Genomic DNA, 22,526 nt, shown 5'->3' on the forward strand with positions numbered 1-22,526 from the left:
TTGTGGAAAAATCTGAAAAATTAGAGAGCTATTACGAAAAGGAGCATCCGTTCAGGGAGGGCATAGGTTTTCTACGTGAAATTGCCTTAAAAACAGAAGCCCAAGAAGATTTTAAATGGAGTATTCCCGTGTACACTTGGAACAACAAGAATGTTTTTGGTATTTGTAAGTTCAAGGGGCATTTTGGGATTTGGTTTTTTAATGGGGTGTTTTTAACGGATTCCAAAAAAGTACTGGAAAATGCGCAGGAAGGCAAAACCAAGGGCATGCGCCATTGGAAGTTCCATAGTTTGAACGAAGTTGACGAAAAAATGGTGTTGGCCTATATGGTTGAAGCCTTGGAGCACCAGAAAAAGGGACTGGAAGTGAAGGCTGAAAGAACTTCAAAAGCTGTTATTCCTGAGCTATTGCAATCCGAATTCTCCAAAAATGCTGCGTTAAAGGCCGCTTTTGAAAAGTTTACGTCCTATAAACAGAAAGAGTTCTGCGAATACATCGCCGAAGCCAAACAGGAAAAAACCAAACTCCGGCGGTTGGCCAAAATACTGCCTATGATCAAGGAGGGTGTTGGGTTGAATGATGGGTATAGGTAGTTTATAGTTGGACAAATGATTTTTTAAAGCAGTTCATTGATCGAATAGTTGACATGATGTTTCACTTTATTCTATTACCTCTAATCCTTTTTCAAATCTCAAGTCCGAAGTTTGATAATAACGTAAATGATCCTGAACTATGTAAAAAGCTTCACGAAATGGCAATTGCTGACCAAAAGTACAGAGGCAGCGACCAAAACATCAATGACGTATACCCATTGGTTTTAGACTCACTCATTAAGGCCAAAGGTTATACCCAACAGACTTTTGAACTTCTGCCTGAACATGAACAAGGTAAAATCAAGCATTTATCTTTCAAATTATTGTCCCATCACATTAAGCCCAAAATGGCAGAAAATAAATCATTGGCAAAGAAGCAAGAAAAAATTGACGCCGCTAATACCGAAGAGCTAATCAAAATTGTAAAAGAAAATGGTTGGGTCACCAGAAGAAGCTTGGGGTGTGATCAAAAGTTTCGGACAGCTATAATATTCCGTCATGCCCCAAAAAAGTATTGGAAACAAGTTCGAGAACTCATAGAAAAAGAAATAAAAGCGAAGCGAATATCGGAGTACGAATATTACGTGATTGACAATCATTTGAAAGGAAGGCCTTCACTGACCAGAAAACGTTCAGACTTTCCGAATTCAAATTGGTACATTAATGATTATAAATAAGTTTTAAATTTTGATATTTAAGTTTCTCAAAAATCATCAATCAATGAAATCAAATTTACTATTCCCTTTACTCTTTTTTATATTGCTTTCGTGTCAAAACAAAAAAGAGGAATTTGTTTGTACGCCTTGTGACTTATCTTGTGACGAATTGACTTTTTCCGAACCGGGAACTTGCCTGCACTGTAATATGGAACTCATCAAAAAGAGTGGATTGGTTCCAGATAAAAAGGCGAGGGTAAACGAATTAAATATTCAAAAAGGTACAGGTAATTTTATAATAGAGGGCGGATTTCAAAAAGAAAAAACAATAGCAGTCCATTACTATAAACCCACCAATTTCACGCCTAGATCAAATGTGATTATGGTAATTCCCGGAGCTGGCAGAAATGGAGATGATTATCGAGATGCTTGGATTGAGAAAGCCGAACAATACAATTTGCTCATACTCTCCCCAGAATATTCCGAGGAATATTATCCTGAATTCTGGAGTTACAATTTGGCAGGGATGATTACTGATGTAAAAATCAACCAAGAAAGAACCGCTATGATTGGATTTAGTATAAATCGCAACCATGACCAATGGATTTTCAATGATTTTGACCGAATTTTTGATTTGGTCAAAGGAAAACTCAATTTAGATTCCAACACTTATGACATGTTCGGGCATTCAGCAGGAGGACAAATATTACATAGGCTTGCAATTTTTAAACCCAAGAATAAGGCAAATAGGATTTTGGCATCAAATTCTGGTTGGTACTCGGTTCCAACAGATATGGTTGAGTTTCCATACGGACTTAAAAATGGCGTCACATCGGCCATTGATGTGGATTTCAGCTCCAATCTAATACTTTTTTTGGGAGAAAAAGATAATGCCAACGAAACTAGAGGAGACTTAAGACATACCCCCGAAATGGACCAACAAGGTTTGTTCAGATTTGAGCGTGGAAAATATTTTTATTCTACATCCAAAGAGATTGCCACACAACTGGGCAAGGAGTTTGGTTGGAAAATAGAAGTAGTCCCGAACATAGGACACGATTATAAAAAAATGAGTTCTGCTGCAGCTGATTTTCTATATAAAACTGAAAAATGAAATAACTTCATTTCTTGTGCTGTAATTGTTTCAGTAATCGTTAGATATATAAATCATATAAAAACAAATCATAGTTTTAAAGTGTTATCTGTAATAGCAAAACAATGAGATAACTAACAATAAATAAATAATGGAGAATCACTTTTTACAAGGAATAGACACCGTGATTTTAAGAGTATCGGACATTGAAAAAGCTAAATCTTGGTACACCGAAAAGCTTGGGTTTAAAAATGTTCATGAGGACAGAAAACTAAAGTTGGTCGTTCTGGATACTTTTAGCCCTACAAGCCTAACAATTTGGGAAACTGAGAAAAAGATTTTGTTAAATCCCAATACCGCCTCTTACCCTATTTTTCGTACTTCTGATGCACATTTAGCACATCAAAGGTTAAAACTAAATGGTATAGCTGTTGGTGAAATTATTAATGATCATGTTGCGACATACTTTACTATTCACGATACTGACGGAAATATTTTGGAGGTTTGTCAAGTCCATAATTAAATACCATTTATAGCGATGCACTTCTCATCCGAAGTCAATTGATCTTTGTTCGATTTCTTGATTGCTGGCGCAGGATTATTGGCCTTGGGCTTTTCCATTGATTTAGTTGGCAGAAAAATCAAATCCTTCAACAAAAAGCTTATTGCAATCGCAGCAATTGTGATTCGCTTCCCTCCTGTTTAGGCAAAATTGGCCATCGGCGTATTAGGTACTCCTTTTACAGGCAATTCATCTGTTTTGATTGACCAATCCATCAATCCTCCTTCATATTCCAAAATTTATGTTAAATACGGGCTTATTTTTTCAGTTCGGGTATTGGCAAGCATCATACTTTCATAAAATTTAATGATCTTTAGAGTTTTAACTGGCAGGAATGGGCAAAAGGAAGAAGCAAGCCAAAATATTACGCATTTTTAGAAAAGTACACCGAACCACAGGAGCATTATTATTTATATTTTTCTTTTTTATTTCCGTATCCGGTCTCATTTTGGGCTGGAAAAAGAACTCCAACGGATACATTCTCCCAAAAACACAACAAGGAACTACAGCAGAACTAAAAAAATGGCTGCCTGTTGATAGCCTGCATACCATAGCACTGAATACAATTAACAACGAAGTACCAAACGCCTCTTTTAAGGTAGACCGTATTGATATGCGAAAGGAAAAAGGATCGGTCAAGTTCCTTTTTGTGGACTCTTTTTACGAAGTACAACTAGATGGGGCCAATGGCAATGTTTTATCCATTGGAAAACGAAGGTCAGATTTTATGGAAAACATTCACGATGCTTCCATTGTGGATGATTACCTCGGAACAAACGGTTATATAAAACTTGTGTACACTTCGGTAATGGGTATTTCCCTTTTGATTTTCACCATTACTGGATTTTGGCTCTGGTACGGGCCCAAGCGAATGCGAAAAGTAAACAAAGCCTAAGAGCCTGTTTAGCAAAGCTACGGAGGGAGAAAAAGATAAAATAGGGGTGCAAAAGATGCTTTTGAAGCAAATTTTGTGCACCCGATATGAGTTCCTACACTTTGTTGCGAAAACGAACTCGAACTGACTAATTTTTCATTCTCAAAATATACGAAGTTTATCCCTTTATCTTTTTGGTAGGAATGGTTCCATATTTGTCGATCAAGTAAACCAAACTGGCCATCGTAGCTGCTCCCAACTCCAATTCGCGCTTGTTCACGTGCTCAAAAGTATCGTTCTCGGCATGGTGATGGTCAAAATAGCGTTGGGTATCGGGTCGCAATCCCGCCAATACTATTCCATCTTCTTTTAGCGGACCTATATCCGCACCACTTCCTCCTTCGTAAAACAGATGGACCAAGTACGGTTCGAACAGATCCTTCCAACCTTGAATTTGTTGAACGTTTTCTGGAGAAGCATCAATGGAGAACCCTCTAGGCGTAAACCCGCCAGAATCACTTTCCAATGCAAATATGTGTTGTTCGTTTTTGGTGCGGGCGACTTCCGCATACTTATTGCCACCTCGCATCCCATTTTCTTCGTTCATGAAAAGGACAACGCGCAAGGTTCGTTTGGGTCGATATCCCGTTTCTTTTAAAAGCCTCAACACATCCATGCTCTGTACACAGCCAGCTCCATCGTCGTGGGAACCATCTCCCAAGTCCCAAGAATCCAAGTGACCGCCCACTACCATAATTTCGTTGGGATAGGTACTGCCCGTAATTTCTCCGATTACGTTGTAGGATTGCACATCTTCCAGTTGCTTACAGTTTTGTTTGAAATAAAATTTGACATCAGGATTTAATTTAAGCGTAGTGCTCAACAATTCCGCTCCATTTGTACTAATGGCAGCCGCTGGTATCCGTTGGTTCACCGGAGTATCACCATAGCTCATGGAGCCTGTATGTGGATAGTCATCCAAGCGAAGGTTCATGGAGCGCACAATGACGCCCGATGCCCCATATTTTGCGGCTTCGGCCGCGCCAGAATAGCGTTGGTCCACGCAGCCTGAATATGCAGAGAAGGTATTGATCAGTGTTGGGTCCATAGGACGGTTGTAAAACACGATCTTGCCCTCTATTTTATCACGGCCCAACTTTTCCAAATCCTCAATCCCCTCAACTTCAACCATGTTGGCCTTTAAGCCGCCGGCGGGTGTTGCCACTGATCCTCCAAGTGCACAAATGGGCACGTTGGTAGTTAATCCGGGCTTGGTTTCAAAGTAGGCGAATTCAGGAACTCCCCTTACCCATTTAGGCACCATTACGGGTTGCAACCAAACCTTGTCCAAGCCCAGTGAGTCCAATTGTGCCTTGGTATAATCCACGGCTTGTTGTGCTTGTACGGAACCTGAAAGGCGCCCACCAATTTGATTGGAAAGGTAGTTCAACCAATCATAAGCCTTGCCATTGGTAAGGGCTTCATCGTAAATTGCTTTTATTTGTTTTTCGTCCTCGGTCTGCGAAAAAAATGGGGTACTGACCAACAAAAAGGCCAAAAGTAGGACTGTTCTCATGTGGTTTCTTTTTCCAGTTCTTGTTTAAAGGTTTCTAAATTAGCTTTTATTTCATCGTCCAGCTCGGGTTCTTCGATATCTTTGTACTTTTTTAACGCTTCCATCATAATGGAGGCCACAATTACCCTAGCTGCTTTTTTGTTATCGGCAGGAATTACGTACCATGGGGCATGTTCCTTGGAAGTCCTGTTCAAGGCCTCTTCATAACACTTTTGGTAATTGTCCCAAAGTTTTCTTTCCTCCAGATCGCCCGGGGAAAACTTCCAATTCTTTCGTTTTAAGCGGATTCTGCGCAATAAGCGCTGCCGCTGTTCCTCTTTGGAAAGATGCAGGAAAAACTTGAAGATTATGGTGCCATTATCGGCAACATGTTTTTCAAAATTATTGATTTGCCTGTAGCGTCTTTCCCAGAAATCATAATCAATATCATCCACAGCTTCCGCTTTTGGCAGGTTCTCGCCCAAAATATATTCTGGGTGGACCTTGGTCACCAATACATTTTCGTAGTGTGTACGGTTAAAGACAGAAAATTTTCCTCTTTCGGGAAGCGCAATGTAGTGTCGCCAGAGGTAATCGTGTTTTTTCTCTTTAGTAGACGGCACCTTAAAACTATGCACCACCACGCCCCTTACATTAAAATCCTTAAAAACTTCCCTGATCAAACTGTCCTTGCCCGCGGTGTCCATTCCTTGTAAACAGACCAGCACTCCATACTTTGCGTGGGCGTAGAGCGTATCTTGAAAATCGCCAAGGTCCTTTCGGATATCCTTCAATTCTTTTTTGAGTTCCTTTTTGGATGATCCAAAATCCTCGTAGGTATCTTTTTCAGATAGCTTTACCGAATCAACTACCTTGTAGTCTTCTGTTTTGATTTCTTTCATAGGAATGAATATAATTCTTTTTGGTTACTCCTTCAACCTACTTATTAAAAGTGTAGTTCATCGGTACTTTGACCACTTGTACCCAAAGTTGGTTCTTTAATCGATCTATTTTCTCCTCTGGACGATGAAATTCGTAACTTTATGATTATCAACGACGCAGCGTCCCAAATCTGTAAATCGTTATGAAAATCAGAAAGATTATCCTACTTATAGTCTTTGCTATTGGTCTTCTCGGCCTTTGGCTCATGGCTTCGTTCACTACTCCAGCAAATGCCTGCCAATATGCAAGCACCAATTTAGAGTATATCAAAAGTAAAATCCAAGAGGCTATGGTGGCCGATAATTTAAATATGACCAAGTACCACGCCTACAAAGCGTTGAACGGTATTGAAAAAACGAGGGGCAATTTTTTGGATTGTGGCTGCGAGGATGCCATTGAAAGTTTGGAAATTACACTTTCCCATTTAAAAACGGCTACAAAAGCCAGTGTTTTACCAAAATCCAAAGTGGCATTGCAGCAAGCTTTGGAGAGCGCTATAATCGGCATTAATGTATTACAGGAATTCGGGCAACAGACCTCCAGTGATTACGGGAGCAATGTGCTGGTACTGAACACCAAGGAAGTTCTGGGCTTTGAGAGCGGGATGGTGTTGACACATGGTTCTGCTGTAAAAAAACAGGTGCACGGCTCTTTATTGAGGTTTGAGTCTTCCTTGGATAAAGTGGTTTCTGATGTGGACTGTGAAGAAGCTGACAGATTTATTACCAATATTTATGAAGAATCCCGTTTGAACTTGCTGAAGACCAATCTATCGCAACATAAAAAGGAATATTACCAAAGGGTTGAAACCTTGGCCAAAGATGCCCTGGAGAAATTAGGTGATTGCAACTAGGCCTATTTACTGGCGAATAGTTTAACATCCTCTTCGGTTACCTCCTTACCTCCTAGAATAATCAGACGTTCCACGACATTGCGGAGTTCGCGTACATTTCCTGTCCAATCATAACTTTTAAGCAGCTCTATGGCCTTTTTGGAGAAGCTCTTTTGTCCTGTTCCTTGTTCGGATGCTATTTTTTTAGCGAAATGTTCTATCAACAAAGGTATATCGTCACGCCTTTCGTTGAGTGCCGGAACCTTGATCAGGATCACGGCCAAACGGTGGTAAAGATCCTCCCGGAATTTGCCTGCCTCTATTTCCTTTTTTAGATCCTTGTTGGTAGCTGCAAGTACCCGAACATCTACTTTAATGTCCTTATCGGAACCTACGCGACTGATTTTGTTCTCTTGCAGGGCCCGAAGTACTTTGGCTTGGGCTGAAAGGCTCATATCGCCTATCTCATCCAAAAATATGGTTCCCTTATTGGCCGCCTCAAACTTACCCGCCCTATCTTTAACAGCAGATGTAAAAGCACCCTTGACGTGTCCAAACAACTCACTTTCAATCAACTCAGAGGGAATCGCTGCACAATTCACCTCAACAAATGGGGACGATGAACGGGGGCTTTTTTGGTGTACCCAATGGGCCACCAGTTCTTTACCGGTACCGTTGGAACCCGTAATCAGAACCCGGGCATCGGTAGGCGCTACTTTTTCGATCATGTCCTTTATGGCATTTATCTCCTTGCTCTCCCCAATCATTTCATAGTTCTTGGAAATCTTTTTCTTGAGCACCTTGTTCTCCACGGCCAGCTCCTTTCGGTCCAAGGCATTGCGAACCGTGGTAAGCAATCGGTTCAAATCCGGTGGTTTGGAGATGTAATCGTATGCCCCCAACCGCATGGTATTTACTGCCGTGTCGAGATCGCCATGACCTGAAATCATTATAAATGGAATCTCTGGTTTTATTTTCTTGGCGGCTTCCAAAACCTCTACCCCATCCATCTTTGGCATTTTGATATCGCAGAGCACTAGGTCAAAATCTTCCTTTTTGATGACTTCAATTCCTGCTAGGCCGTCCTCTGCTTCAGCTACATTATAACCATCGTTTTCCTCGGCCAATATTTTCACCAACACCCTTCTAATTGCCGATTCGTCCTCTATTATCAGAATTTTTGACATATACTGCTTTTTAAAATATTCCTATTTTGAAACCTGTTCTAATATAAAAATTTGCATCGTTATTAAACAAATACACCTCACCACGATCTTTATCCCTTAATTTGCCCTCTTGATACACACTGCTTCCCACAATGGCAAAAAAGGACATGCTCTTGGAAATACGGTACTGATACCCCAAGCTACCCACCAAAGTGTTGAACGAAATCCGGGAAGCTGCCAATCCATTATCCAAAACAATATCGTTTTGAAGATTTAAAAAGTAACCATCCAAGAACAGTGCCAACTCCAAACTGTGTTTTTTATCAAAATGATATTTAAGATTGGATTTTGGCACTCCTACTATAAACGACCAGTCTGGGTGAAACTTTTTATAGTAATGGATCAGGGGCAGCGGTACGGGAATCCCGGTAGTGCTGTTGTAGGTCAGCCCCAAAACCACCCGAAAAGGTTTATCTGCTTTTGGTTTTTCTTTCCAAAAAGCCGCAGAGCCATTCATAAAAAAATCATCCTGCAGCACACCATCCAATAAATTGGACGCCAATCTAGGAGTCAATATGGCCACAAAATTCCAATTCTCGTTCCATTTTTTGATCAATCCCAAATTAAAATCGATGACATGGAAGCGGATCATTTCTTTTTTATCAAATGGAAGGTCTGCTGAATACCCCATATCAAAACGATTATATTCGGCACCTGTAACCAGATAATCCTTATTGTTGTTCAGCTGTATGGGGAAATTGAGCAACGCTTTGTAGCGCTGTGTCTTGACGCCGCTATCGTTCTCGGGAATATTAAGGTATTCCAGCCTAAAAATATCTGTGCTCTGTGCCCATAAATTATGGTTACAAAGTATTACAATGAAAGTGAACCACTTCCAAATTGCAATATGGTGGGTTGAGGTTTTTATGTGTGTCTATTGTTTTGGCTGAATTATATGTATATCGCGCTGCGGGAACGGGATGCTAACGTTGTTCTCCTTGAACTTGGCATTGATTTTATAGCGCATTTCACTTTTTATCCGTGGATCTCGGAAGGTATCGTTGGTAAAGAAGTATATGGAGAAAATCAATGCTGAATCTCCAAAATCCTCGAACAGTACAAATGGTTTTGGATTTTTGAGCACTTGTTTTTGGGTATGGGCCACTTCTTCCAAAATAGTGGTCACCAAATCCACATCGCTACCATAGGCAACACCTACACTTACTTTTTCTCGAGTGGTTCTATGGTTTTGGGTATAATTGTATACAATATCGCTTATAAATTTGTGGTTGGGCAGTATCAATACCTTATCATCACGGGTAATGGCCCTTGTGGTTCGGAGTTTTATTTCGAAGACTTTACCAACCTTACCATCAACCTCAACAACATCGCCTACCTGAAGTGATTTATCCACTATGATAAAAATACCCCCGAGAATATCCTTGAACAACTCTTGCAATGCAAGACCCAAACCTACAAAAAGTGCTGCTGAGGCCGTAATCACCAAAGTGATATCCACTCCTGCTGCACTTAAGGTGACCAATACAGCAATGAGGTAAACGACGTAATGGATAAATTTGAATACACTGGAAAACTTTTGTTTGTCTTCCTGTTGCATTTTTCGGGTAAAAATGCGGCGTAGCCATTTCAGCAAAAATTTGGTTACCACTATCGTAATCGTCAACAATAGCAAAAGTCCAATAGTAAGATTTATAGCCTTTTCACCCTCCCCAATATGGAATCCAAGGTCCAAAAATTCCTTTATGGTCCCCCAAACATCTTTCGTAATGATTCCCTTTATTTCTTCTGCGCCTTCTTGCATACTATTTTAATATCTCAACCATTTTACCAATTCTTTGTATGTTGGTTTTTTACCGTACATTAAGATGCCTGTTCTATAAATTTTGGCCGCCAATGATACAATTCCCCAAAAGGTAATTATCAAAAGAAAAACGGACAATAAAAATTGCCACAAAGGCACTCCGCCTTCCCCTATTCCTCCCGGCAAGCGCATCAGCATTACAATGGGCGATGTTAATGGAAACAACGAAAACCCAACTGCAATGGGTCCATGCGGGTTGCTGAAAACCGAAAAGAACCCAACATAAATAGCCAGCATTAAAGGTAATATAATAGGAAAAATAAATTGTTGTGTATCCGTCTCATTATCCACCGCGGCACCAATAGCCGCATAAATGGAACTATATATAAGGTAACCAAGTATAAAATAAATAAAGAATGATGCTATGAGCAAGCCCCATGGAATATCGTAGACTTCCTTGGCGTACAACATCATTTTATCATCCATAGTACCTAATTGTGACACTCCCATTGCCCCAGAAGTCACACCATTGTCGTTTGATAGTGCCGTCAAGTCTATTCCAAAAATCATCACTGCCACTAACATCAACAATGATGCGGAAATGATCCAAATGGTAAACTGGGTGATTCCTGCCAAAGAATTCCCTATAATCTTTCCGAGCATTAATTGAAATGGTTTTACAGAGGATATGATCACTTCGATGATCCTGCTGGTTTTTTCCTCGATAACACTGCGCATCACAAAGCCCCCATAAATAATGATGAACATCATGATTGCATAGCCAAAACCTCCTCCAATAATGGCTTTGATCTCGTTGATGCCCCTTATACTTTTTCCCCCATCGAATGTGGATAGGTTGATCTCAAAAGGTTTTTCCACACTGGAAAACTGTTTTGGGGTCACTCCTAGCTTTTGCAAACGATCTTGCCGCAGTTGGTTTTGAAAAACATCCTCCAATTCTTTGGTCACCGAGGTATTGGGGTTGTCCTTGGTAAAAAGATACGAAGCATTGGACACCTCATCGACCGTTGCCCCTTCGGGAATGTAGAGCAACCCATAATATTCCAAGGAATTGGTCGAGTCCTTGGCCTGCTCCAAGGTCAAGTCGCTCATGTGGACATAGGATATATTCTTGGATGGATTAAATTCACTTTGAAAGAAGGCACTTTCGTTCAAAACGGAGACTACCCTGGTCTCATCATCATTTATTTTGGCCAAATACGCAATAAGCACAACCATCCCCACCATTAGGAGTGGGCTCAAAATGGTCATAACAATAAAGGAACGGTTGCGCACCTTGGCCAAATATTCGCGTTTTATGATCAAACCAAGTTTACTTGCCATTGTCCTTGTTGTTTACAGTTTGAATAAAAATATCGTTGGCCGAAGGTATGGTTTCTTCGAACCTGTTTATGTTCGATACCTTGGAGAGTTCCGCTAAAATATCACCTGTATGCGATGATGGCAACTGCACCTTAAAATGTATTTGATTTTCCAAAGCATCTATTTCCGAAGAAAGAATGTTGAACTTTTGTCCCAAAGAACGCATAAAGGCCTCTGCATCTTTCTCCATTTGCACACCCACATTAAAAATGTTGTTCTTGTAAGCCTTTTTTATGTCCGACAGTTTTCCGTCCAATATTTTTTCGGATTTATGGATAAGGGCAATGTACTCACAAAGCTCTTCCACCGACTCCATACGGTGCGTGGAAAAAATGATAGATGTACCCTTTTCCTTTAACTGAAGGATTTCATCCTTGATCATATTCGCATTTATGGGGTCAAAACCACTAAAAGGCTCATCAAAAATCAACAATTTTGGTTCGTGCAATACGGTAACGATAAACTGTATCTTTTGGGCCATTCCCTTGGAAAGCTCTTGTATTTTTTTATCCCACCAGTCCCCTATATCCAAACGGTCAAACCAATATTTGAGCCTTGTTTTTGCCTCATTTTTGGACAATCCCTTCAATTGTGCCAAATAAAGTACCTGCTCCCCCACCTTCATACTCTTGTACAGTCCCCTTTCCTCGGGCAAATACCCAATGGAAGCTATATGCTTTGGGGCCAAGGGCTCACCATTGAGCCAAATGTCACCAGAGTCTTGGTGCGTAATCTGGTTAATAATTCTGATAAACGAAGTTTTACCTGCCCCATTAGGGCCCAAAAGTCCGTATATGCAATTCTCTGGAATTTGAAGTGAAATGTTGCTCAGCGCTGTGTAATCACCATAGGTTTTGGTCACATTTTTGGCAACAAGGATATGATCCATGTAAACTATTTTTTCAAAGATATGTATTTGCTAGCTACCCATTTTCCTATAAAAACAAAAACCCACCCTTAAAAAAATCAAGGATGGGAAAAAAATTGCTATGAAAAAGAAAATTAGATATCGGTCACCCAACATCAGTTTCAAATATACGTTTTTTATTTAAACAGAAGGTTTTTTCTCTTAAGAGAACATATCTTTTACCTTCTCAAAAAAAGATTTATCCGATTTTTCGGGCCTTGGAACAAAGTTTTCATCGTCCTGCATACGCTCAAAAAACTCCTTTTGCTCCTTATTTATATTTTTTGGTGTCCATACGTTTACATGCACCAATAAGTCTCCCGCGCCATACCCGTTAAGGCTGTTTATCCCCTTACCGCGAAGTCTTAAAATCTTTCCGGACTGTAGCCCTGGCTCCAATTTTATACGAACTTTTCCGCCTATGGCATCAATTTCTTTGGAACTTCCCAAAACGGCTTCGGGCATGCTTATGTACAAATCGTAATGCAGATTGTCCCCTTCACGTTTAAGCGTTTCGTGCTCAACAGTTTCAATGGCGACCAACAAATCTCCCGCAATACCGTTTCCGGGGGCATCATTACCTTTGCCGGATACTTTTAGCTGCATGCCATCCTCCACTCCTGGTGGAATTTTAATGGACACGGTCTCTTCTTCGACCTTGAGCCCTTGGGCATCGGCTCCAGCAGGTTTTTTATCTATGGACTGCCCAGCACCCCCACAAGTTGTACAGGTGGTAGCTGTTTGCATTCTGCCCAAAATGGTGTTGGTGATTTTGGTGATCTGTCCGGTACCGTTACAAGTAGGGCAAGTTCTATAGGTAACCCCATCGGCTTGGAGCTTTCGTCTTACCTTAACTTTCTTTTCTACACCATTGGCCACTTCTTCCAGCGTTAGCTTAACACGGATGCGAAGGTTGCTTCCCTTGGCCCTGCGCTGTCCGCCACCAAATCCGCCAAATCCACTGAATCCTCCGCCACCGCCAAAGGCGCCACCAAAAATATCACCGAATTGACTGAAGATATCGTCCATGTTCATACCTCCACCGCCAAATCCGCCACTACCATCGAAGGCAGCATGTCCAAATTGGTCGTATTTTGCCTTTTTGTCAGGATTGCCCAATACTTCATAAGCCTCGGCAGATTTTTTAAACATTTCCTCTGCCTTGGCATCACCTGGGTTTTTGTCTGGGTGAAACTCGATGGCCTTTTTCCTGTAGGCTTTTTTTATTTCCGCAGCTGAAGCTCCTTTGGAGACTCCCAATATTTCGTAATAATCCTCCTTCATACAGTTTTAGTTTCCAACAACGACTTTTGGATGTCTTATAATGCGGTCTCCAAGCTTGAAGCCTTTTTCCACGACATCTATGATTTTCCCTTTCATTTTCTTGTCCGGTGCAGGTATCTGGGTAATGGCATCGTGCACCTCGGCATCAAATGTATCCCCCGCTTTTACCTCAACCTGTTCCAGACCCTTGTTCTTCAAGGTTTCTTTGAATTTATTGCTGATAAGTTCCACGCCTTTGAACATTTCCCTGTCCTCGGATTTGGAAAGCTCTTTTAAAGCACGTTCAAAATCGTCCAAAATAGGAAGCAAAGCCACCATGACCTCTTGTCCGGCCGTCTTGAACAAATCCATACGCTCCTTGGAAGTTCTTCGCTTATAATTTTCAAACTCGGCAAAAAGCCTCAGGAACTTCTCTTTTTCTTTTGCCAAATCTTCACGCAGCTTCTCCTCCCCAGAAACTTCTTCTTCGATTTCTTCCGTGGTTTCGGTTTCTATATTTTCATCGTTCAGCTCAGTACTTTCTTCGGTTTGCCCTTTTTTAGGCTCATCTTCCATTTCCTCAACCTTACTTTTATTGCTCATGTTCTAATGTTTTATTCCGATTTGAAGTGGCAAAAGTACTGCCAATTGTCCAAAAATGTCAAAATGTCACCGCAAAACATAAAAAAAGCCGCCAAAAGCGGTCTTTTAATCTTTTAAAAAGTATGTAAGCCCTGATTTTTCTATGCTTCAACAGATGCAGGCATACCTTTTTCTTGTGGTGTATATAATTTTTTTAATGCTTGGCAAATATTCACATACTGAAAAGAAAATCCTTCTTCCTCTATTTTTTTACTGCTCACCCGTTGGCTTGCCAGTAAAAGAGTAGCCATTTTTCCCAAAACCAGCTTTAAGAAAAATGCGGGTACATTTGGCAACCACAGGGGTCTTTCCAAAATTTTAGCCAGTTCCTTGGTAAGTTTTGTGTTGGTGACTGGATTGGGGGCCACACCATTATATGTGCCCCGAAGGTTATTTTCTACCGCAAAAGCGAACATATGCGCCAAATCTTTGATATGGATCCAAGATTGCCATTGTTCACCACTACCAATCGGTGCGCCAACAAAGTTTTTTACAGGCCTTGCCATTTTGGGCAGGGCACCACCCTCTGTTGACAGTACGAGACCTATCCTGATTTTAGCGACATCTACACCAATTGTTTCAAAGGTTTCGGCCTCGGCTTCCCATTTTTGAACTACCTCGCCCAAAAAACCTTCATCAACTTTGGATGTGCCCTCATCATAATAATCTGAAATAGAATCGGGATATATGCCAATGGCTGATGCGGAAACCATGCATTCAACCTCCTTGTTATTGGACTGCTCAAGTCCTTTTTTCAATGTTCTTAAGCTATTGATTCGGCTAGAGAGTACTTTCTTTTTTTGCTTGGGTGTCCAGCGTTTGGCTATACTGGTCCCAGCCAAATTGATAATGGCCTGTACATTTTCAAAACATTCCAAATCTATTTCGCCCTTGGAAGGATTCCAGTAAAAACCTTGAAAATCCTCTGTGGAAGAAACCTTGTCCTTACTTGTGGTTAAATAATTTACAGGTATTCCTTTTTGGTGCAGTACTTTTGTTATGGCCTGCCCAACCAATCCTGTAGCTCCTGTTATCAACACCTTCATACTGTCATTTTATACAAAGTTATAGGTTTAATTGACTGTTTATTAGACCTTAATTCAGGTTTAACATATTTGTTTAAACTTTAAACCATTTCATGATACCAAAGGCTTTTTTCTTAACAGAACATTGGGAACTACCCGGGTTTTATGGCCCTAAGCATTTCTCTTTTGCCCGGTGGCCCAGGTAAGCGTTCCACGGTAAAACCAACTGCTTGCATGGCTCGGCGCACACTGCCTTTGGCTGCGTAAGTGACCAAAACTCCGTTGGTTTTTAGTGCTTGGTACATTTTCAGAAAAATATCTTCTGTCCAAAGTTCAGGTTGGACCCTAGCACCGAATGCATCAAAGTATATAAGGTCGAACTGGTTTTGCTGACTGATTTCCCTGAAATCCCTTTTTTGTTTTAGCAGGGAGAAATTTGGCGTTAATGTCACGGTTTGTTCCCAAGGGGAACTGTGCATTTTTTGAAAGTCATCTTGATGATCCCCGGCTTTTAACTGTTTGCAATAATCCAATGCTTCCACTTCTTCCATGGAAACCGGAAACGCCTCAACCGCCACATAGTCAACACCCAAATATTGTTTGGGAGCTTCCATTAGGGTAATAAGCGCATTGAGACCCGTACCAAAACCTATCTCCAAAAGATGGATGGGTCCATTTTGGAACAGCCTTAGACCGTGCTCTATAAAAACATGATAGGCCTCTTGGACGGCACCGTGCTTGGAATGGTACTGTTCGTCCCAATCCTCTATTTGGATGGTCTTGGAACCATCGCCAGTTGTGATTATCCTTCGTTTCAAGGTTGAGAGGCGATTAGCACACCTTCCGCCTCAAACCTTAGTGTTTTTTTTGGAGTGGTTATTTGGGCCAATTCGTCTTCGGAAGCACCTTCGTCCTTGGCATAGTGTTTTTGGTCCTCTACAGACATTTCCTCGAAAAATGCCGCTCCGTCCATTACCACTTTTTTACCCGCTGCATCTTTTGGGACAAAGAATCCATAATCCTTAAAACGGACAAAGACCTCGTCGTTGGATTCCAACTGCACCTTCATCCAGCAACCTTTGGCTTGACAAACTTCCTTGATCTCACCCACAATTTGTGTCTGCAAGGAATCCTTGCCAGAGATCTTATTAAAAGGGGCCGATGTTTTGGACGCTTTTTTTGAAATTTCAAATTGCTCCCCAAAATAATCGCCTTGCATAACCTCTTGTTTACAGGAGACCATCAAAACACCCAGTAAAAAAACAGTAGTAAAAGTGTTAAAAATCTTCATTTTTGATAACATTTAAATAATTGTGGGCCAAGTATAATATTTAGATTTGCGAAACGTCCAAAACTAACAATAAATAGCTAATTTTATCACGGTAAATGTAAGTGATATGGAAACAATGGCTAACAAAATTGCTATAGAGAAGACTAAATCCTCTAAAATCCATGACGTGGATTTTAACAACCTTTCCTTTGGAAGTGTTTATTCCGACCACATGTTGGTCTGCGATTATAAGAATGGTGAATGGTCCGCACCCAAAGTGGTTCCGTACCAACCCATTACCTTGGATCCTTCCGCAAAGATTTTCCATTACGGTCAATCTATCTTTGAAGGGATGAAGGCCTACAAGGACGAAGATGGAAAAGTCTGGCTTTTTAGACCAGAGGAAAATTGGAAACGATTGAACAAGTCGGCCCAAAGATTGGCCATTCCAGAAATACCCGAAGCTTATTTTATGGAGGGGCTCAATGCTCTTATCCAATTGGAGAGCGACTGGATTCCTCAAAACCCAGGAAGTTCCCTATATATTAGACCTTTTGTTTTTGCCTCTGGAAATGGGTTTCACGCTTCACCGGCCGATGAATACAAATTTATTATCGCCTGTGCCCCTTCTGGCGCCTATTTTTCGGGAAAAGTGAAAGTGTTGATAGAAGAGACCTATTCCCGAGCAGCAAACGGCGGGGTTGGTTATGCCAAAGCTGGCGGCAACTACGCAGGTCAGTTCTACCCGACAAAATTGGCTGCGGACAAAGGGTATCAACAAGTAATTTGGACGGATGACAACACCCACGAGTTTATTGAGGAAGCTGGCGCCATGAACGTTTTTGTTCGTATTAACGATACTTTGATGACCGCACCTACCAGCGACCGTATCCTGGACGGAATTACCAGAAAAAGCATTTTGGATATTGCCAAAGACGAAGGTATTAAAACCGAGGTCCGTAAAATATCCGTTCACGAATTGGTCGAGGCCGCAGAAAATGGCTCGTTAAAAGAAATGTTCGGGGCAGGTACGGCTGCGGTAGTGTCTCCGATTTCAGGCTTTGGCTACCACGGCAAGGATTACGAACTTCCGGATTTGGAGGGGAGCTATGCTTCTTTGCTCAAGAAAAGAATCACTGATATTCAATACAACCGAGCAGAGGATAAGTTTGGATGGCGACAAGAAGTCACCCAGTAAAAACAGAAGAGGTCTAAAAAGCTCATTACCTGATTGTGCGAGCGCAGTTGAGAACCTAGGTTAAGTTGATAATCAAGGGAGTTTCGACTTCAATTTATCCTGAGTGTATCCGAAGGGCTCAACCTGACAAGATCAAATTTTTGTTGCTTTTTAAACCTCTTTTATTTATCTATAATGTTTTGAATGTCGGGCTTAAAGTAATTTGGACCTTTCAGTACTTTTCCATCTTTACGGTAAATGGGTTTTCCATCGGCTCCAAGTTTACTCATGTTACTGCGTTGTATCTCTTCAAAAACTTCTTCTATCTTGTATTGCATGCCATGCTCTAGTATGGTTCCGCATAAAATGTAGAGCATATCGCCCAATGCATCGGCAACTTCAACCAGATCGTTATTATTGGCGGCTTCCAAATACTCACGGTTCTCCTCATCCATCAAATTGAACCTTAGATTGTTTTTGTCCTTTCCCAAATCTGCCTTTGGCTCTTGGGAAACCCCAAGACCAAAAGAATTGTGAAAGAGCTCCACGGCCTTAATTTTACTTTCCATTACACTTATTTGATTTAGCTTTGCATAAAAATATAAAATATGTTCAGTACGGGACAGCTAATTTTCGCAGCCTTATTCTTTATAGCCTTTGTGGCAATCATCTCATTTTCGTATCGAAAGGACAAGAAACTGCACAAAAAAAATTATAAAGGTGTTATCTGGATTCTAGCTGCTTTCTTAACATTTATAATTATCCTGTTTTTGATTAAACACTTCCTCAAAAATTAACATTTAATTTGTCTTTACCACAAAAATCAATTGTTTAACAACAATAGTTGTCCCTGTATTTCGTTCTTATAGGAAAAAACGTACTTTTGTTTTAACAATACTTTAGCACCTGACCTAGATGACTGTATTTTTGAGTATTCTTTTTATTTTGCTTACTGTTAATGCCATTCTGTTGATTTTCAGCGTCAACGGAGCCAAAGAAAGGTTTACAAAACCTATGCAACGGATTTCTGAGACCTCGACCACCAAACTTTTCCCCCGTGAGGCCGTAGAAACCGAGTACAAAGAAGCGGTTTAGTTTGTACCTTTAAGGCATGAAGCAGGCCTTACTTGTTTTTTTGGGCGGGGGAATTGGTAGCGTTCTACGTTATTTGATTTCCAAACCCCTCAATCCCCTTTTCCATAATTTCTTTTTTGGCACTTTTTTGGTCAATATTATAGGTTGTCTGTTAATTGGTTTTTTTTTAGGTCTCTCTGCCAAGGGCAATCTACTATCCCATAACAACACTCTTTTTCTAGCTACTGGATTTTGCGGTGGCTTCACTACTTTTTCCGCATTTGCTTTTGAAAAACATACCTATTTAAAGAATGGCGAACTTCTCAATTTAGCCATTTACATGATTTCGAGTATTGGCATTGGTGTATTGGCCGTTGTGTTGGGATTATGGATAGCCCGACACATCCATTAGTTATAAACTACATTTTTATCGTTAAAATTTGTTAAAAATTAAACATTTCACATGTTTTAAGGCAATTCTATTGACAAAAATAAAGCTGTAGACACATAATGTTAATATAAAATCAACAAATACATAACAAATAATATCCTAAAATTAAGTACCCCTAAAATTTAGGGGGTGTTTTTCTTATACCAATAAAATTTATCCAACCACCCTCCTATTTTAGGTAGTCTATATTGAATTACTATATATTTGAATCATCAATTAACTACTTAATTATGAAAAAAGTCGAGGCAATTATTAGAAAATCCAAATTTGATGAGGTGAAAAAAGCCCTGCATCAAATTGAGGTCAACTTCTTTAGTTACTGGGATGTAACAGGGGTTGGTAATGAAAAACAAGGACATGTCTATCGTGGCATATCGTACAGCACGAGCGATATACAAAGAAGGTATTTGGTTATCGTAGTTAGCGATGACTTTCTGGAAAAAACCGTGAATGTTTTATTGGACACTGCCAGTACCGGCAATGTTGGTGATGGAAAAATTTTCGTCTCCGATGTTATCGAGGCTTACAGAATCAGGACCAAGGAAAGCGGAAGCGCCGGAATCAACTAACATTTAATAGCCGAAAAACTTAAAAACTTAGATTATGATTGTACAAGAACAAGAAGCGATAGATAAAGCCGTTGAGGCCATAACTGGCGATATGGGCGCCTTGTGGATTACACTTGCCGCCGTTTTGGTATTTTTTATGCAAGCAGGATTCACCCTTGTGGAAATAGGTTTTACCAGAAGCAAAAACAGCGGTAATATAATAATGAAGAACGTTATGGACCTTGCCGTAGGCTCAATAATGTTTTGGGCAGTAGGTTACGCTATCATGTATGGCAGCGATTTAGTGGGTGGGGGATTTTTTAGGTCCAGTCCATCAGATCAGGGATACTTATTTTTTAGTGCCGATGATTGGCACAATCTGTTTTTCCAAACCGTATTCTGCGCTACGGCAGCAACAATTGTATCCGGAGCAATTGCTGGAAGAACCAAATTTTCCACTTATTTGATTTTCTCCGCAATCCTTACCACTTTAATTTACCCCATTTCAGGGAGCTGGTACTGGCCTTTTGACGACGATGCATGGTTGAACACAGCCGGATTCATTGATTTTGCAGGTTCTTCCGTAGTGCACGCCGTTGGCGGTGCCGCCGCATTGGTAGCTGCCATTTTGGTCGGCCCGAGAATTGGTAAATATGTGGATGGAAAGGCCAAGGCGATTCCAGGTCACAATATGGCCTTTGGAGCATTGGGTGTATTTATCCTTTGGTTGGGATGGTTTGGATTTAACGGCGGCTCCCAATTGGCTTGGGGCGGTGACGATACCATTGCGGCAACCAGCGTTATCATAAACACCAACCTTGCCGCTGCCATTGGAGCCATTGCAGCCCTGTTCTTTACCTGGGCCAGATATGGTAGAGCGGATATTTCCATGACATTGAACGGTGCCTTGGCCGGTTTGGTGGGTATTACCGCCGGATGCGGGTCCGTAAATGCTTGGGGAGCCCTTGCCATTGGTCTGCTATGTGGTATTGTAGTGGTTGCGTCCATTGAATTTATTGATAAGAAACTTAAGATTGACGACCCAGTAGGGGCCATTTCCGTTCACGGGGTTTGTGGATTCCTTGGAACCGTACTAATTGGCCTGTTTGCACTGGACGGTGGATTGTTTTACGGAGGTAGCGGAAAGCTACTTTGGGTACAGACATACGGATCATTGGCCTACATTGTCTGGGCGGCTGTTGCATCCTTTATAGTACTCTTTATTTTGAAGAAAACCATTGGACTACGGGTATCTGAGAAAGAGGAAGTTGAAGGTTTGGATTTGCACGAGCATGGAGTGGAAGCTTATCCAGAACACATTTCCCAAGACAAATAAAATAAGTCTTTCAAACTCACAACAATATTGAAAAAAAGGAACGGAGCGTTCTGCCAAACGCTCCGTTGAATAACCTTTTCAATCAAACTCACAATTAAACAACCGTCCTTCAATAAAAGGACAACTTAAAACGATTATGATATGAAAACGATTATAAATACAAACTTCGGAAAAATTTTGGCTATCGCCATCATTTCAATGGTAACATTTTCCGCCGCTGCACAGGAGGAAGAAACTACTCCAAAGTTTAGCTTTAGTGGTACAGTTGATGCTTATTACAGAGCAAATATTACCGCTCCAAATGACGAGGAAGCCATAGCCCCGGGATCCTCTTTTGCACAACTACCAGGGTTCTCTTTGGGCATGGCAAATGTTATTGCCGCTTATGAGGGTGAAAAAGTAGGTTTTGTGGCCGATCTGGTTTTTGGCCCACGTGGTACGGATGCTATATTTGCATCTCCCATGTACTCTGCTACTGGCGACATTGTCAACCAGTTATACGTATATTGGAATGTAAGTGATGCCGTGACTCTTACCTTTGGTAACTTCAACACATTTTTGGGTTATGAGGTAATTTCACCTGCGGCCAACTTTAACTACAGTACTTCCTACCTATTTTCTTACGGCCCTTTTAGCCACACAGGTCTTAAGGCCGATTTTGATTTGGGCAACGATTGGTCTGCCATGGTGGCTGTAATGAATCCAACAGATTTGACGGAGTTCAACCCGACAGGTGATTACGCCGTGGGCGCACAATTGGGATACTCAGGTCAGTTTTTGAATTTCTTGTACAGCCAAGGAGGCTTCGAGATTGACTACACTGGTGGTTTTGACCTTTCAGATGAGTTCTTCTTGGGCATCAACGCTGCTCACTTTAGCATGGAAGATGACGGAGGGTCCTTTACAGGTGCCGCGCTTTATCCACAATATGCTGTTTCAGAAACTTTCAGCCTTGGCCTAAGAGGTGAATACTTCATGACAGGTGACTTCTTCGGTGATACTGCAAGCATTGGTTCCGACCCTGATGGTGACGGAAGCGTATTAGCTTTGACCTTGACCGGTAGTGCTACCATTGGAAACTTAATCTTAAAGCCCGAAATTCGATTGGATAGCTCTGCAGAAGATGCGTTTATCGACCACGATCTTGTTCCAACCTCGAGCTTGGCCTCTGTATTGTTCGCTGCGATTTACTCCTTCTAAGCAATATAGATATGAATCGGATAGGAGGAACGGGATTACTTCCCGTTCCGACCTTCCACACCACCCAGCATACGGTTCCGTACTGGGCGGTTCCTTAATTTATGTGTTTTACTTTAGCATAGTACTCCAGTAGCGAGGGATATCCGGCCTTGGAT

The 22,526-nt window shown here is 41.1% G+C and carries 26 protein-coding genes; 13 read left to right on the forward strand and 13 right to left on the reverse strand.

The features are described from left to right. Positions 1-2: 2 nt before the first annotated feature. The 5 genes from AC13CC_RS10165 (at position 3) to AC13CC_RS10185 (ending at position 3,799) form a co-directional block, all read left to right on the forward strand. Complete coding sequence (locus AC13CC_RS10165) at positions 3-593, forward strand: YdeI/OmpD-associated family protein (protein WP_482877604.1); 591 nt, start codon at positions 3-5, stop codon at positions 591-593. Between the two features lie 53 nt (positions 594-646). Continuing rightward, positions 647-1,270 (forward strand): hypothetical protein, encoded by a 624-nt coding sequence (locus AC13CC_RS10170; protein ID WP_482877605.1) that lies wholly within the window; start codon positions 647-649, stop codon positions 1,268-1,270. Between the two features lie 43 nt (positions 1,271-1,313). After that, positions 1,314-2,363 carry a hypothetical protein gene (locus tag AC13CC_RS10175; protein ID WP_482877606.1) on the forward strand — a complete coding sequence of 350 codons (1,050 nt, stop codon included), beginning with the start codon at positions 1,314-1,316 and terminating at the stop codon, positions 2,361-2,363. A gap of 130 nt (positions 2,364-2,493) precedes the next feature. Further along, positions 2,494-2,865 carry a VOC family protein gene (locus AC13CC_RS10180; protein WP_482877607.1) on the forward strand — a complete coding sequence of 124 codons (372 nt, stop codon included), beginning with the start codon at positions 2,494-2,496 and terminating at the stop codon, positions 2,863-2,865. A gap of 373 nt (positions 2,866-3,238) precedes the next feature. Beyond that, on the forward strand, positions 3,239-3,799 hold the full coding sequence (locus tag AC13CC_RS10185; RefSeq protein ID WP_482877608.1) for a PepSY domain-containing protein: 561 nt from the start codon (positions 3,239-3,241) through the stop codon (positions 3,797-3,799). A 157-nt stretch (positions 3,800-3,956) separates the two neighbouring features. Here AC13CC_RS10185 and AC13CC_RS10190 read toward each other — a convergent pair whose 3' ends face one another. Further along, positions 3,957-5,354: a M20/M25/M40 family metallo-hydrolase gene (locus tag AC13CC_RS10190; protein WP_326277897.1), complete on the reverse strand. Its 1,398-nt coding sequence runs from the start codon at positions 5,352-5,354 to the stop codon at positions 3,957-3,959. After that, on the reverse strand, positions 5,351-6,235 hold the full coding sequence (locus tag AC13CC_RS10195) for a PPK2 family polyphosphate kinase (protein WP_482877609.1): 885 nt from the start codon (positions 6,233-6,235) through the stop codon (positions 5,351-5,353). Before AC13CC_RS10195 ends, AC13CC_RS10190 begins: the two co-directional genes overlap by 4 nt. 182 nt (positions 6,236-6,417) lie before the next feature. Between AC13CC_RS10195 and AC13CC_RS10200 the strand changes: the two genes are divergently transcribed. Continuing rightward, positions 6,418-7,128, forward strand: a complete 711-nt coding sequence (locus AC13CC_RS10200; protein WP_326277901.1) for a hypothetical protein — start codon at positions 6,418-6,420, stop codon at positions 7,126-7,128. Positions 7,129-7,130: 2 nt separating this feature from the next. On the opposite strand, the gene AC13CC_RS10205 is transcribed toward AC13CC_RS10200, so the two are convergent. From AC13CC_RS10205 to AC13CC_RS10250, 10 genes are all read right to left on the reverse strand, one after another. Then, the gene (locus AC13CC_RS10205) at positions 7,131-8,294 is read right to left on the reverse strand and encodes a sigma-54-dependent transcriptional regulator (protein WP_482877610.1); all 1,164 of its coding nucleotides are present in this window, start codon (positions 8,292-8,294) and stop codon (positions 7,131-7,133) included. Between the two features lie 10 nt (positions 8,295-8,304). Then, entirely contained in the window at positions 8,305-9,201 is an 897-nt protein-coding gene (locus tag AC13CC_RS10210; RefSeq protein ID WP_326278129.1) for a DUF6268 family outer membrane beta-barrel protein, read from the reverse strand. Positions 9,202-9,207: 6 nt separating this feature from the next. Next, a complete protein-coding gene (locus tag AC13CC_RS10215; RefSeq protein ID WP_482877611.1) occupies positions 9,208-10,095 on the reverse strand; it encodes a mechanosensitive ion channel family protein in 888 nt (295 codons plus the stop codon). A 6-nt stretch (positions 10,096-10,101) separates the two neighbouring features. Then, positions 10,102-11,439: an ABC transporter permease gene (locus AC13CC_RS10220; RefSeq protein ID WP_326277907.1), complete on the reverse strand. Its 1,338-nt coding sequence runs from the start codon at positions 11,437-11,439 to the stop codon at positions 10,102-10,104. After that, on the reverse strand, positions 11,429-12,367 hold the full coding sequence (locus AC13CC_RS10225) for an ABC transporter ATP-binding protein (protein WP_326277909.1): 939 nt from the start codon (positions 12,365-12,367) through the stop codon (positions 11,429-11,431). Before AC13CC_RS10225 ends, AC13CC_RS10220 begins: the two co-directional genes overlap by 11 nt. Positions 12,368-12,547: 180 nt before the next feature. Beyond that, positions 12,548-13,669, reverse strand: coding sequence for a molecular chaperone DnaJ (gene dnaJ / locus AC13CC_RS10230; RefSeq protein ID WP_326277911.1), 1,122 nt, complete (start codon positions 13,667-13,669; stop codon positions 12,548-12,550). A 6-nt stretch (positions 13,670-13,675) separates the two neighbouring features. Then, the gene (locus tag AC13CC_RS10235) at positions 13,676-14,251 is read right to left on the reverse strand and encodes a nucleotide exchange factor GrpE (protein ID WP_482877612.1); all 576 of its coding nucleotides are present in this window, start codon (positions 14,249-14,251) and stop codon (positions 13,676-13,678) included. A 140-nt stretch (positions 14,252-14,391) separates the two neighbouring features. Continuing rightward, positions 14,392-15,336: a TIGR01777 family oxidoreductase gene (locus AC13CC_RS10240; RefSeq protein ID WP_326277915.1), complete on the reverse strand. Its 945-nt coding sequence runs from the start codon at positions 15,334-15,336 to the stop codon at positions 14,392-14,394. A 131-nt stretch (positions 15,337-15,467) separates the two neighbouring features. Then, positions 15,468-16,133, reverse strand: a complete 666-nt coding sequence (gene mnmC2 / locus AC13CC_RS10245; protein WP_482877613.1) for a tRNA (5-methylaminomethyl-2-thiouridine)(34)-methyltransferase MnmC2 — start codon at positions 16,131-16,133, stop codon at positions 15,468-15,470. Then, the gene (locus AC13CC_RS10250) at positions 16,130-16,606 is read right to left on the reverse strand and encodes a DUF4920 domain-containing protein (protein WP_482877614.1); all 477 of its coding nucleotides are present in this window, start codon (positions 16,604-16,606) and stop codon (positions 16,130-16,132) included. The genes mnmC2 and AC13CC_RS10250 overlap by 4 nt, the downstream gene beginning before the upstream one ends. Before the next feature lie 106 nt (positions 16,607-16,712). Here AC13CC_RS10250 and AC13CC_RS10255 point away from each other — a divergent pair, with 106 nt between their 5' ends. Continuing rightward, the gene (locus AC13CC_RS10255; protein ID WP_326277921.1) at positions 16,713-17,783 is read left to right on the forward strand and encodes a branched-chain amino acid aminotransferase; all 1,071 of its coding nucleotides are present in this window, start codon (positions 16,713-16,715) and stop codon (positions 17,781-17,783) included. 161 nt (positions 17,784-17,944) lie between these two features. Here AC13CC_RS10255 and AC13CC_RS10260 read toward each other — a convergent pair whose 3' ends face one another. After that, positions 17,945-18,331: a pyrophosphohydrolase domain-containing protein gene (locus AC13CC_RS10260; RefSeq protein WP_293168400.1), complete on the reverse strand. Its 387-nt coding sequence runs from the start codon at positions 18,329-18,331 to the stop codon at positions 17,945-17,947. A 39-nt stretch (positions 18,332-18,370) separates the two neighbouring features. Between AC13CC_RS10260 and AC13CC_RS10265 the strand changes: the two genes are divergently transcribed. The 6 genes from AC13CC_RS10265 to AC13CC_RS10290 all read left to right on the forward strand — a co-directional run bounded on the left by AC13CC_RS10265 (position 18,371) and on the right by AC13CC_RS10290 (position 22,371). Then, a complete protein-coding gene (locus AC13CC_RS10265; RefSeq protein ID WP_239057436.1) occupies positions 18,371-18,559 on the forward strand; it encodes a hypothetical protein in 189 nt (62 codons plus the stop codon). Between the two features lie 118 nt (positions 18,560-18,677). After that, on the forward strand, positions 18,678-18,857 hold the full coding sequence (locus AC13CC_RS10270) for a hypothetical protein (protein WP_326277926.1): 180 nt from the start codon (positions 18,678-18,680) through the stop codon (positions 18,855-18,857). Between the two features lie 16 nt (positions 18,858-18,873). Next, positions 18,874-19,248 carry a fluoride efflux transporter CrcB gene (gene crcB / locus AC13CC_RS10275; RefSeq protein WP_326277928.1) on the forward strand — a complete coding sequence of 125 codons (375 nt, stop codon included), beginning with the start codon at positions 18,874-18,876 and terminating at the stop codon, positions 19,246-19,248. A 269-nt stretch (positions 19,249-19,517) separates the two neighbouring features. Then, on the forward strand, positions 19,518-19,856 hold the full coding sequence (locus AC13CC_RS10280) for a P-II family nitrogen regulator (RefSeq protein WP_108246498.1): 339 nt from the start codon (positions 19,518-19,520) through the stop codon (positions 19,854-19,856). 34 nt (positions 19,857-19,890) lie between these two features. Continuing rightward, a complete protein-coding gene (locus tag AC13CC_RS10285; RefSeq protein WP_326277932.1) occupies positions 19,891-21,171 on the forward strand; it encodes an ammonium transporter in 1,281 nt (426 codons plus the stop codon). A 141-nt stretch (positions 21,172-21,312) separates the two neighbouring features. Next, the gene (locus tag AC13CC_RS10290) at positions 21,313-22,371 is read left to right on the forward strand and encodes an outer membrane beta-barrel protein (RefSeq protein WP_482877615.1); all 1,059 of its coding nucleotides are present in this window, start codon (positions 21,313-21,315) and stop codon (positions 22,369-22,371) included. Positions 22,372-22,526: the final 155 nt, after the last annotated feature.

It is taken from the genome of Flagellimonas sp. L-11 (assembly GCF_056857735.1).